Origin of the sequence: Streptomyces sp. NBC_01255 (assembly GCF_036226445.1) — a bacterium.
Lineage (GTDB): Bacteria > Actinomycetota > Actinomycetes > Streptomycetales > Streptomycetaceae > Streptomyces.
In genome coordinates this window covers 4,796,752-4,808,804 of record NZ_CP108474.1, presented here as the reverse complement: position 1 = coordinate 4,808,804, position 12,053 = coordinate 4,796,752, and the positions used below count along the sequence as shown (strand labels likewise).

Sequence of the window (12,053 nt, the reverse complement as noted above, 5' to 3'; positions counted from 1 at the left end):
CAGGCTTCGTCAGTGAGCGGGCTTGAGGGGCAGCAGTGCGCTGATCCGGAAGCCGCCCCCGGGACGCGGCCCCGCGTCCAGCGTGCCGCCGACCATGCCGACCCGCTCGCGCATGCCGATCAGACCATGGCCGCGCCCGTCGGCGCCGCCGTCCTCGTACATCTCCTGCGGAGCGCCGCGGCCGTCGTCCTCGACGAGCAGCCCGAGGCCGTCGTCGAAGTAGACGAGCCGGACGCTCGCGCCGACGTCGGGACCGCCGTGCTTGCGCGTGTTGGTGAGCGCCTCCTGCACGATCCGGTACGCGGTGAGCTCGACGCCGCTGGGCAGCGGGCGGGGGCTCCCCTCGATCGCGAAGTCGACGGTGAGGCCGGCGCTGCGGACCTGCTCGACGAGGTCCTCGATCTGGCCCACGTCGGGCTGCGGCACGTACTCGCCGGCCTCCTGGTGCTCCCCGGTGCGCAGGATGCCGAGGAGGCGGCGCATCTCGGCGAGGGCCTGCCGGCCCGTCGTGGAGATCGTCTCCAGGGCCTGCTTGGCGGTCTCCGGGGAGGAGTCCATGACGTAGGCGGCGCCGTCGGCCTGGACGACCATCACCGACACGTTGTGGGCGACGACGTCGTGCAGCTCGCGGGCGATCCGGGCCCGCTCGGCGGCGACCGCGACCTTGGCCTGCGCCTCGCGCTCCCGCTCCAGACGGGAGGCCCGCTCCTCCAGCTGCGCGAAGTAGGCGCGGCGGGTGCGGAGCGAGTCGCCGAGGACCCAGGCGAGCGCGAACGGCACGGTCATGATGACCGTGAAGAAGATCCGGGCCGCGACGGAGTCGATGTCCTCCATGGGCCATCTCACCTGCGAGAGCGTGGAGGCACTGAGTCCGCCGACGAGGGCGAGGCGGGAGGCCCAGCGGGGACCGTCGTGCGCCGCGACCGTGAAGACGATCACGAGCATGGCGAAGTCGGCCATGAACGGCAGCAGGCCGAAGCCGAGCTGGACGAGGCCGAGGACGACCGCGAGGAGCAGCATCTTCTCCGGGGCACGTCGGCGCAGGGCCACGACCAGGGAGAAGAGCACGGCGACGACCCCGTACGCGAAGGGCTGATCGACCGCCGGGTAGGTCGTCGCCACCCACAGAAGGGAGAACCCGAGGAGGACGACGGCCCAGAAGGAGTCGACGCCCGTCGGGTGTCTGCGGATGAAGTCGTAGAGGCGCTGCACGTCACCCAGAGTAGGGAAGGCCGATAGGTGCAGGGATCAACCGTGGGGCCGATCCTTGGTGAGGGGCCTGTACTCCCCGAGGTGGAGACTGGGGTCCGTGACGGATGACGTGACGGGTGAGACGTGTCAGTGGCAGGGGTGGCGCGAGGCCACGGAACGGGCGCTGTACGGCCCGGGAGGCTTCTACCGGCGTCCCGAGGGACCTGCGGGGCACTTCCGCACCTCGGTCCACGCGGGGCCGCTCTTCGCGGGGGCCGTGGCCCGGCTGCTCGGCGAGGTCGCGGAGGAGCTGGGAACGGCCGAGGTGGCGCTGGTCGACGTGGGCGCGGGGCGGGGCGAGCTGCTCACGGCGGTCCTCGCGGCGACCGCGGCGACCACGGGGATGGCGGCGAGCACGGGGACGGACCTCGTCGTCCGGGCGTACGCGGTCGAGCGCGCCGCCCGCCCGGCGGGCCTCGACCCGCGGATCGTCTGGACGGACCGGCTGCCGGAGCCGCGGAGCGTGCGCGGCCTCGTCTTCGCGAACGAGTGGCTCGACAACGTGCCGGTGGACGTGGCCGAGGTCGACGCGGCGGGCGTCGCCCGGTACGTGGAGGTCCGCGCGGACGGTACGGAGCGGCTCGCCGCGCCCGTCTCGGGCGCCGACGCGGAGTGGCTGGCCCGCTGGTGGCCGCTGCGGGAGCCCGGCGCGCGGGCCGAGATCGGGCGGCCCCGGGACGCGGCGTGGGCGGCGGCGGTGGGCTCGCTCGCGGCGGGCCGCGCGGTGGCCGTCGACTACGCGCACGTCCGGGAGTCCCGGCCGCTCTTCGGCACGCTGACCGGCTTCCGGGCCGGCCGCGAGGTACCGCCGGTCCCGGACGGCAGCTGCGACGTGACGGCCCACGTGGCCGCGGACGCGTGCGGGGCGGCGGGTGGCGGCGCGGAGCTCGTCACCCAGCGGGAGGCCCTGCACCGGCTCGGGGTGTCCGGGGGCCGACCGCCGCTCTCGCTCGCCACGACCGACCCCGCCGGCTACGTCCGCGCGCTCGCGTCCGCCGGCGAGGCCGCCGAGCTCACCGCCCGCGGCGGCCTCGGCGACTTCCTCTGGCTGACGCAGCGGGTCCCGCCCGCCACCGGCTGATCCGTGGGGCTAGGGGGTGTCCTGCCGGGCAGGGGATACTGTCCCGCATGACGGAGACGACGGTCGGAATCGGCGGCGCGGCGGAGAGCACCGACATGGTGCTGAACATCGGACCGCAGCATCCCTCGACCCATGGCGTGCTCCGCCTCCGCCTCGTGCTCGACGGCGAGGTGATCCAGCAGGCCGAGCCGGTGATCGGCTACATGCACCGCGGCGCCGAGAAGCTCTTCGAGGCGCGTGACTACCGCCAGATCGTCATGCTGGCCAACCGTCACGACTGGCTCTCCGCGTTCTCCAACGAGCTCGGGGTCGTCATGGCCGTCGAGCGGATGCTGGGCATGGAGGTCCCCGAGCGCGCCGTGTGGACCCGTACGCTCCTCGCCGAGCTGAACCGGGTCCTCAACCACCTCATGTTCCTCGGCTCGTACCCCCTCGAACTGGGCGGGATCACCCCGGTCTTCCACGCCTTCCGGGAGCGCGAGGAGCTCCAGGCCGTGATGGAGGAGGTCTCCGGCGGCCGGATGCACTACATGTTCAACCGGGTCGGCGGCCTCAAGGAGGACCTGCCCGCCGGCTGGCTCGGACGGGCGCGGCAGGCCGTCGCGGACGTCCGCTCGCGGATGGACGTGTACGACCGGCTGGTCCTCGGCAACGAGATCTTCCGGGGCCGTACGCGCGGGGTCGGCGTCCTGTCGCCGGACGCGGTGCACGCGTACGGGGTGTCCGGGCCGATCGCCCGCGCCTCGGGCGTCGACTTCGACCTGCGCCGCGACGAGCCGTACCTCGCCTACGGGGAGCTCCAGGACACGCTGCGGGTCGCCGTGCGCGAGGAGGGCGACTGCCTGGCCCGCTTCGAGTGCCTGCTCGACCAGACGCACAACTCCCTGGACCTGGCGGACGCCTGCCTGGACCGGATGGCCGAGCTGCCGCAGGGCCCGATCAACCAGCGGCTGCCGAAGGTGCTGAAGGCGCCGGAGGGGCACACGTACGCCTGGACCGAGAACCCGCTCGGCGTCAACGGCTACTACCTGGTCTCCAAGGGCGAGAAGACGCCGTACCGGCTGAAGCTCCGCTCGGCGTCGTTCAACAACATCCAGGCGCTGGTCGAGCTGCTGCCGGGGACGCTCGTCGCCGACATGGTCGCGATCCTCGGCTCGCTGTTCTTCGTCGTCGGCGACATCGACAAGTAGGCCCGACACGTAGGCCCGACCCGCCTGTCGGGTCAGGCGTGTCTCATCACGACGTAGTCGCGCTGCTCCGTGCCGGGGCGCCGGCGGTCCACGACCGTCCAGCCCCAGCGCGCGTACCGGTCCGTCAGTTCCGGTACGTCGAGGGTCATCAGCAGGGCCGGCCCCGGCGAGCCGACCACGAGCAGCCCGTCGTGGAGGGACCGGCCGATGCCCTGGCCCTGGCTGCCGGGGGCGACGACCAGCTCGGCCAGCTCGAAGAAGGGCTCGTCGCCGGACAGGGCGGTGTCGGTCCAGCCGGCCGCGAAGCCGAGCAGGGCGGCGTCGGCGTACGCGGTGCCGTCGGCGTCCTCGGTGCCGTCGTCGGCGTACGCGGCCGCCGCGCAGAAGTCGTCCCTCCGCGCGGCGCTGTCGAGCAGCCGGTCCACGGTCCGTACGGCGCCGAGCGGGGGCTCGTGCCAGGGGGATACGCCGAAGGCCTGGGCGCACAGGGCGATCAGTTCTTCGCGGCGCCGGGCCGCCTCGGCCGCCGTGAGCAGGGCGAGGCGGTACGTCACGAGCTGACCGCGCCCCGCAGTTCGGCCACGTCGATCTGCTCGGTCTCGTCGTGCGCGGTGAGGTCGATGACCTCGCCGATCGCCCGGGGCGGCGCCGGCGCCGGGAGCGGGGCGAGCGGGACGAGGAACGGGGTCTCGGCGGCCAGGGCCTCTTCCAGGACCTCCTCGCCCACGACGTCGGCGAGGTCCGTGTTCTGCACGGCCTCGATGGCCGCCGCCACCTTCTGCGTACCGAAGAAGTCGAAACCGCCCTCGGGGCGGGGGACGGGCCTGCGGGCCGCGTACGGGACGATCGCCGCGGCGGCCTGGACGGCGGGCAGGGGCGCGATCCCGGTGGGCGGGACGGGCACGGGCGCCTCGGACTCCGAGTCCGCCGCGGAGTCCGACGTGTCCGACGAGGTCGTGGCGGGCGCGGCGGGAAGTGCCGCCGGCGCGGGGGCGGGCCCGAGGGCGGGGGCGGCCGTACGGCTGTGCTGCTCGGTCCCGGCGGCCGCCGCGTGCTTCCCCTGCGGTTCCTCCGTCTCCCGTGCCCGCTCGGCGAGGTCCCGGGCGCGGGCCGCCTCGGCGGTGCGCCGGGCGTGCTGGGCCGCGGCGTTGCGCGGGAGGTCCTTCAGGGCCTGCGCGGCGCGACGGTACGCCTCCGGGGTGGGCGTGGACCCGGCGGCGGGCAGCGCCTTCGCCTCGGTGCCGGCCGTACCGGCGGTGGTGGCCTCCAGGGCGAGGACGCGGCGGCCCTCCAGGGCGCTGGCCCGCTCGGTCTCGGCCGTGGCGTACCGGCGCAGGAGGTCGGCGTGCTCGCCGCGCAGCGCGGCGAGCTCGACGCGCTTGGCACGGAGCTTGGCGTCGAGCCGGGTCCGCAGACCGCGGGACTCCTCCAGGTCGGACTCCAGCTCGGCGACCCGCTCCTCGGCCTTCCACTGGTCGGCCGTACGGGCCCGGTTCAGCTCGGCGACCCGGGCACCGGCGCTCCGGTCCCAACTGCGCATGAGGACGGCACCGGTGACGGCCGCCGCCGCGGCGGCGACCGCGAGCAGCCGCACGATCAGCAGATCTCCGGGCAACCAGACGACCGCGGCGCACACGACCGCGGCGCCTGCGACCGCGGAGGGCGGCAGCAACTTGTGCAGAGGCGGGGAATGGCGGTGGCGTCCACGTGGCATGGCCTGAAATTTACCGTGCGTAGGCGCCATGTGGGGTGTCGGCCCGGCAATCTCTTGGCCACTTCTCGCCACAAGAAGTGGATATGAGCCCTTCCGGTTCCGTTTCGGGCCGACTCCCCTCACCCGGGACCTACTTGTTGAGCAGCCCCTTCGCCGTCAGATAGTCCTTGGCGACGTCTTCCGGCTTGGCCCGCTCGGCGTCCACCTTGCGGTTGAGTTCGGCGAGATCCGCGGTGGTCAGCACCTTCGTGATCTTGTCGAGGGCGGCCGCTATCTCGGGAGCGCCGGCGTCCTTGGCGTTGACCACGGGCAGCACATTGTCGGCGTTCTGCAGCTTCTTGTCGTCCTCCAGGAAGACGAGCCCGAAGCTGTCGATCGTGGCGTCCGTGGTGGTCGTCAGGACCAGCTGGTCCACCCCGTCCTTGACGGCCTGCTTGGCCTGCGGGGTCCCGACGCCCTTGGGGTCGATGCCGGCCACGTCGATCCCGTACGCCTTCTTCAGACCGGGCGCGCAGAAGGGGCGCACCGCGCATTCGTCACCGGCCGCGATCTTCACCTTGAGCTTCGAGCGGCCGAGATCGGAAAGGGTCGTCAGCTTGTTCTTCGCGGCGAATTCCTTGGTCACCGCGAAGGCGTTCTGATCGACCGCCTCACCGACCGCGAGCACCTTGAGGCCGCGCGGTTCGGCGAGCTTCCGCAGCGCCTCGACCGTGGCGGCCGCGTCACCGGAAGCGACCGGCTTCTCCTCGGGCGCCTTCGGGCCGTTCACCTTCGCGTTGAGGAATTCCGCGATGGTCGCCGCGTATTCCGGTACGACGTCGATCTCGCCGTTCTCCAGGGACGGCTCGTACAGTTCGCGATTCTTCACGCTGGTGACGGATACGGAGTATCCGGCGGCCCGCAGCGACTGGGCGTAGAGCTCGGCCAGCACCTTCGACTCGGTGAAGGCCGCCGCGCCCACGACGAGCGAGCCCTTCTCCGCGCCCGCGGACGCGTCGCCTGCGCTGCCGGAGTCCTTCTTCTTGCCCCCCTCCAGGCTTTCACCACCGCACGCGGCGAGCGCGACGGCCAGCGCCGTCGTCCCCAGCACCGCACCCGCGATACGCGAGACCCTGTTCACAAGACCACCCATCTCCGTCATCAACGTCATCAGCTTCAGTAGGTCGTTCAGTCTTTCGATGCGCGCACGCGCGAGGGCCCCGCCAGGAGCCGGTCCGCTCCCGCGAGCACCGCCTCCACCAGGAGGGCGAGCAGGGCCACGAGCACGGCGCCCGCGACCACTTGCGCGGTGTCGTAGAGGGCGAAGCCGGCCGTGATGATCCGGCCGAGCCCGCCCTGGCCGACCATCGCCGCGACCGTCGCCGTGGCGATCACCTGCACCGCAGCCGAACGCACCCCGGTCATCACCACCGGCCGTGCCAGCGGCATTTCGACGCGCCGGAACAGCTGGCCGCCCGTCATCCCCATGCCCCGCGCGGCCCGCACCGCGGCCCGGTCCACCTCCCGCATCCCCACGTACGCGTTGGTGAGGAGCGGCGGTATCGCGAACAGCACGAGGGCGACGACGGTCGGCACATAGCCGGCGTTCCGCAGGGGCGAGACCATGAACAGCGCGAGGACCGCGAAGACGGGGACCGCCCGCCCCACGTTCGACACGTTCACCGCGAGCGCCCCGCCCCGGCCGAGATGACCGAGCCACAGCCCGAGCGGCAGCGCGATCGCCGCGGCGATGAGCAGGGCCGCCCCGCTCACGTACACGTGCTCCGCGAGCCGCTGCCCGATGCCCTCCTCGCCGGTCCAGTGCGCGCCGGTGGTGAGCCAGGCCCAGGCGTCCGTCACGATCCCCACCTCACGCACCCCCCGGCGCGGTCCGTATCCGGGCCCACGGCGTGAGGAGCCGCTGGAGGCCCAGGAGCAGCAGGTCGGCGGTGAGCGCGAGCAGCACGCACAGCACGGAGGCGGCGAGCACCTGCGCCTTGAAGAAGGTCGGCAGCGCGTCCTCGATGAGATTGCCGAGCCCGCCGCGGCCGACGACCGAGCCGACCGTGGTCAGCGCGATCGTGGAGACCGTCGCCATCCGTATCCCGGCCATCAGCACCGGCAGCGCCAGCGGGAGTTCGACCTGCCACAGCAGCCGCCACGAGCCGTACCCCATGCCCCGGGCGGCCTCGCGCGTCTCGGCCGGCACGGCGTCGAGCCCTGCCAGGGTGTTCCGCACGAGGATCGTCAGCGCGTACAGCACGAGACCGGTCACGACGAGCGCGGCCGAGAGCCCGAAGACGGGCAGGAGCAGCGAGAACATCGCGAGCGACGGCACCGTGTAGAGCAGGGTCGTCAGCCCGAGGACCGGCCCCGCGAACCGCGGCCTGGCCCGCACGAGCAGGGCCAGCGGCACCGCGACGAGGAGCGCGAGGAGCACGGACACGACCGTGATTCCCACATGCTGGAGGGTCGCCTCCGTCAGTTCCTCGCTGCGCGTGCGCAGATACTCCCCGCATATCCAGTCGTTGGTGACCAGACAGTTCGGCGTGCTCATCCGCCCCTCCCCCCGGGTCGTCCGCTCGCTCCGAACGTATGTCTGACGACCCTAACCCCCGCCACCGACAATCACCGGGATCCGCCACAATGCGGCAACACGCCCTTCACACACCCCCGGTGTCCAGGGGTAAGAATGGGGAACCATGATCCGGTTCGAGAACGTGACCAAGCGGTACGAGGACGGCACCACCGCCGTCGACGACCTCTCCTTCGAGGTCGCCGAGGGCGAACTCGTCACCCTGGTCGGGCCGTCCGGCTGCGGCAAGACGACCACGATGATGATGGTGAACCGGCTCGTCGAACCGACTTCCGGCCGCGTCCTCGTCGACGGCCGCGACATCGCCGGCGTCGACCCGGTCGCCCTGCGCCGCAAGATCGGCTACGTCATCCAGCAGGTCGGCCTCTTCCCCCACCGCACGGTCCTCGACAACACCGCGACCGTCCCCGCGCTCCTCGGCTGGAAGAAGGCCGCCGCCCGCGCCCGCGCCGCCGAACTCCTCGACCTCGTCGGCCTCGACCCGGCCGTCTACGGCTCCCGCTACCCCGCCCAGCTCTCCGGCGGACAGCGCCAGCGCGTCGGCGTCGCCCGCGCGCTCGCCGCCGACCCGCCCGTCCTCCTCATGGACGAGCCCTTCGGCGCGGTCGACCCCGTCGTCCGGGAGCGCCTCCAGAACGAGTTCCTCGCGCTCCAGGCTACCGTCCGCAAGACCGTCCTCCTCGTCACCCACGACATCGAGGAGGCCGTCCGCATGGGCGACCGCATGGCCGTCTACGGGCACGGCCGCATCGAGCAGTTCGACACCCCCGCCACCGTGCTCGGCGCCCCCGCCACCCCGTACGTCGCGGACTTCGTCGGCAGCGACCGCGGGCTCAAGCGCCTCGCCGTCACGCCCGTCACCGAGGCCGACCTCGACCCGCTCCCGAAGGGCCTCGGGACGCGCGAGGACGGCGCCCCCGCCCCCGTACCCCTCGGGACCTCCCTCAAGGACGCGCTCGCCGTACTCCTCCAGCACGACACCGGCCGGCTCACGGTGACCGGCGCCGACGGCCGCTCGGTCGGTGTCCTCACCCCGGAGGGGGTCCACCGCGCCCTGCGCAGGGCCACCGTCGACTGAGCGTCAGGCCGCGCTGAGCCGCCCGGCCATCCAGACGAGACCCGGCGGGATCTCCCGGTTCCACGTGTTGAAGTTGTGGCCGCCGCTCTCCAGCGTGATCGACGAGACCCGCGCCGGGCTCTTCACCTTCTTGATGAAGTCGAGCGTCCCCTTCAGGTTGCCCTCGCCCTGCTTCGACGTCGTCACCAGGAACGACGACTTCCCCTGCGGCAGGTGGTCCAGGCTCCACAGCAGGTCCCCCCGCTTGCGCAGCCGGTCGTCGCCGTGGAAGAGGTCACCCGTCGTCACGTCCTCCGCCGCCCGGTAGTACGCCGAGAAACCCGCCCCCGCCGCGTACCGGTCCGGGTGGTGCACCGCGATCTTCAGCGCGCAGTACCCACCCGTCGAGTTCCCCATGAAGCCCCAGTTCCGGGGCTTCGTCCCCACCCGGTACGTCTCCGAGACCGCCTTCGGCAGGTCCTCCGCGAAGAAGGTCTCCGTCTGCGGACCCCCCGGGATGTCCACGCACTCGGTGTCCCGCGGCGGCGCCACCGTCGGACGCAGCATCACCAGGATCATCGGCTGCATCTTCCCGGCCTTCGCCTGGGTGTACGCCGTCCGCGGGTACTTCAGCCCTTTGATCAGGTTCTCCGCCGTCCCCGGGTACCCCGTGAGCACCACAGAGGCCGGGAACGTCTTCTTCGCGTACCGCTCCTGGAAGTACTCCGGCGGCAGGTAGACGTAGGCCGGCGAGGTGATCCCCGACCGCTCGCCCGCGATGACCACCTTCTGTATCTGGCCGCCGACCTCCGGCCGGGACCCGCCCGGCACGGTCAGCCCCTCCTTCCCCACCACCCGCACGTCCTTCGAACCGGCCCCGTGGTCGACGACCACGCCCATGTCCTGCTCCTGCCCGAACAGGTCCGCCCAGGAGCCGTAGAAGAGGAAGGAACGGTTCGCCGCGAGACCCACCGCCGCGAACAACGCCACCTGGGTCACGAGCAGCAGCCCCACCCGCCCCACGACCGCACGCCACCCGCGCCGCGCGAGCCGCGGCCAGAGCCAGACCGTGGCGAGGAACAGCACCACGGCCAGCACCACGGCCAGCACGAGGACCTTGTTACTGATGAGCCCCATGAGACGACCGAGCCTTCTTTCCAAGAATTTCCTGTGAACCGATGAACCCGGCTCCACGCCACTCCGTCCTAGAGAGCGCACCAGCCGGTACGGCCCGCCGAACGCGCCGCAGGGCCCGGCCGGAGTCAGAGACCCCTCGCAGGACCACGGGAAGTACGGGAAGCCATGTCTGTCACGGTAGATGGGGACAAATCGCGATTGGTTCCGGTTCGAGTACGCCGGATTCTCCGCGGCCCCCGACCCGAGAAAGTCCCCGCCTTCGTCGGCACCGCCTGCACCATCGGCGGTCTCATCGACATCGCCGCCGGAGTCTTCCCCCGCTTCCGCGCGAGCCGCATGCACGCCGTCGCCGAAGTCCTCCCCGGCACCCTCGGCCACCTCTCCGCCGCCCTCTCCCTCAGCGCCGGCGTCCTCCTCCTGCTCCTCGCCCACGGCCTCAAGCGGCACAAGCGCCGCGCCTGGCGCGCCGCCGTCGTCCTCCTCCCCCTCGGCGCCGCGGCCCAGTTCGTCTGGCGCCACTCCGTCATCGGCGCCCTCTTCTCCCTCGCGCTCCTCGCCCTCCTGCTGCGCCACCGCAAAGAGTTCGCCGCCCTCCCCGACCCCCGCAGCCGCTGGCGGGCACTCGCCAACTTCGTCGTCATGGGCGCCGGATCCATCGCCCTCGGCCTCGTCATCGTCAGCGCCCACCCGCGCCGCGTCGTCGGCGACCCCAGCCTCACCGACCGCCTCGAACACGTCCTGTACGGACTCTTCGGCGTCGAAGGCCCCGTCGCCTACACCCGCGGCGTCGACTGGACCGTCGGCTACTCCCTCGGCGCCCTCGGCATGCTCACCGCCCTCACCACCATCTACCTCGCCTTCCGCCCCGAGCACCCCGCCGCCCGCCTCACCGACGACGACGAGACCCGGCTGCGCGCCCTCCTCGACCAGCACGGCGGCCGCGACTCCCTCGGCCACTTCGCCCTCCGCCACGACAAGGGCGTCGTCTTCTCCCCCAGCGGCAAGGCCGCCGTCTGCTACCGCGTCCTCTCCGGCGTGATGCTCGCCGGCGGCGACCCCATCGGCGACGTCGAAGCCTGGCCCGGCGCCATCGAACGCTTCATGGACGAGGCCAAGGCCCACTCCTGGACCCCCGCCGTCATGGGCTGCTCCGAGACCGGCGGCCAGGTCTGGACCCGCGAGACCGGCCTCGACGCCCTCGAACTCGGCGACGAGGCGATCGTCGACGTCGCCGACTTCTCCCTCTCCGGACGCGCCATGCGCAACGTCCGCCAGATGGTCAAGCGCATCGAACGCAACGGCTACACCACCCAGGTCCGCCGCGTCCGCGACCTCGACGACGCGGAACTGGAACGGGTCCGCCGCGCCGCCGCCGACTGGCGCGGCACCGACACCGAACGCGGCTTCTCCATGGCCCTCGGCCGCATCGGCGCCCCCGGCGACGGAGACGCCGTCATAGCGACCGCCCACAAAGACGATCCCGACGACCCGGACCGCCCCGCCTCCCCCTACGGAGACCTGAAGGCGATCATCCACTTCGTGCCCTGGGGCCCCGACGGCATGTCGCTCGAACTCATGCGCCGCGACCGCTCCGCCGACCCCGGTATGAACGAACTCCTCATCGTCGCCGCCCTCCAGGCCTCCCCCGCCCTCGGCATCGACCGCGTCTCCCTCAACTTCGCCATGTTCCGCTCCGCCCTCGCACGCGGCGAGAAGATCGGCGCGGGACCCGTCCTCCGCGTCTGGCGCGGACTCCTCGTCTTCCTCTCCCGCTGGTTCCAGATCGAGTCGCTCTACAAGTTCAACGCCAAGTTCCGGCCCCGCTGGGAACCCCGCTTCGTCGTCTACCGCAACAGCCGCGACCTGCCCCGCATCGGCCTCGCCGCCATGCGCGCCGAAGGATTCGTCACCCTCTCCCTCCCCCGCCTCTTCCCCCGCCGACGCCCCACCCGGACCCCACGCCCCTGCGCCCACATCGTCACCACCCCCACCCCGGTCCGGGCCGAGCGCGAGGTCCACGCCGCCTGACCCCCCTCCTACCGGCCCTG

11 protein-coding genes are annotated in these 12,053 nt (G+C 72.4%); 4 read left to right on the top strand and 7 right to left on the bottom strand.

What is annotated here, in order from left to right:
• Window positions 1-9 precede the first annotated feature (9 nt).
• A complete protein-coding gene (locus tag OG357_RS21645; RefSeq protein WP_329622716.1) occupies window positions 10-1,212 on the bottom strand; it encodes a sensor histidine kinase in 1,203 nt (400 codons plus the stop codon).
• Window positions 1,213-1,309: 97 nt separating this feature from the next.
• Between OG357_RS21645 and OG357_RS21640 the strand changes: the two genes are divergently transcribed.
• Window positions 1,310-2,332 (top strand): SAM-dependent methyltransferase, encoded by a 1,023-nt coding sequence (locus OG357_RS21640; protein ID WP_329622715.1) that lies wholly within the window; start codon window positions 1,310-1,312, stop codon window positions 2,330-2,332.
• Window positions 2,333-2,379: 47 nt separating this feature from the next.
• Window positions 2,380-3,522, top strand: a complete 1,143-nt coding sequence (locus tag OG357_RS21635) for an NADH-quinone oxidoreductase subunit D (protein ID WP_329622714.1) — start codon at window positions 2,380-2,382, stop codon at window positions 3,520-3,522.
• A 32-nt stretch (window positions 3,523-3,554) separates the two neighbouring features.
• Here the strand turns inward: OG357_RS21635 and OG357_RS21630 are convergent, their stop codons facing one another.
• The 5 genes from OG357_RS21630 to OG357_RS21610 form a co-directional block, all read right to left on the bottom strand.
• The gene (locus tag OG357_RS21630; RefSeq protein ID WP_329622713.1) at window positions 3,555-4,076 is read right to left on the bottom strand and encodes a GNAT family N-acetyltransferase; all 522 of its coding nucleotides are present in this window, start codon (window positions 4,074-4,076) and stop codon (window positions 3,555-3,557) included.
• On the bottom strand, window positions 4,073-5,236 hold the full coding sequence (locus OG357_RS21625; RefSeq protein WP_329622712.1) for a hypothetical protein: 1,164 nt from the start codon (window positions 5,234-5,236) through the stop codon (window positions 4,073-4,075). The genes OG357_RS21630 and OG357_RS21625 overlap by 4 nt, the downstream gene beginning before the upstream one ends.
• 130 nt (window positions 5,237-5,366) lie before the next feature.
• Window positions 5,367-6,368 (bottom strand): ABC transporter substrate-binding protein, encoded by a 1,002-nt coding sequence (locus tag OG357_RS21620; RefSeq protein WP_329625652.1) that lies wholly within the window; start codon window positions 6,366-6,368, stop codon window positions 5,367-5,369.
• 35 nt (window positions 6,369-6,403) lie between these two features.
• Window positions 6,404-7,084, bottom strand: coding sequence for an ABC transporter permease (locus OG357_RS21615; protein WP_329622711.1), 681 nt, complete (start codon window positions 7,082-7,084; stop codon window positions 6,404-6,406).
• Between the two features lies 1 nt (window position 7,085).
• On the bottom strand, window positions 7,086-7,772 hold the full coding sequence (locus OG357_RS21610) for an ABC transporter permease (protein ID WP_329622710.1): 687 nt from the start codon (window positions 7,770-7,772) through the stop codon (window positions 7,086-7,088).
• A 145-nt stretch (window positions 7,773-7,917) separates the two neighbouring features.
• On the opposite strand from OG357_RS21610, the gene OG357_RS21605 reads away from it, so the two are divergent.
• The gene (locus OG357_RS21605) at window positions 7,918-8,889 is read left to right on the top strand and encodes an ABC transporter ATP-binding protein (protein ID WP_329622709.1); all 972 of its coding nucleotides are present in this window, start codon (window positions 7,918-7,920) and stop codon (window positions 8,887-8,889) included.
• A gap of 3 nt (window positions 8,890-8,892) precedes the next feature.
• On the opposite strand, the gene OG357_RS21600 is transcribed toward OG357_RS21605, so the two are convergent.
• A complete protein-coding gene (locus OG357_RS21600; RefSeq protein ID WP_329622708.1) occupies window positions 8,893-10,005 on the bottom strand; it encodes an alpha/beta hydrolase in 1,113 nt (370 codons plus the stop codon).
• 165 nt (window positions 10,006-10,170) lie between these two features.
• Between OG357_RS21600 and OG357_RS21595 the strand changes: the two genes are divergently transcribed.
• Window positions 10,171-12,033: a phosphatidylglycerol lysyltransferase domain-containing protein gene (locus OG357_RS21595; protein ID WP_329622707.1), complete on the top strand. Its 1,863-nt coding sequence runs from the start codon at window positions 10,171-10,173 to the stop codon at window positions 12,031-12,033.
• Window positions 12,034-12,053 lie beyond the last annotated feature (20 nt).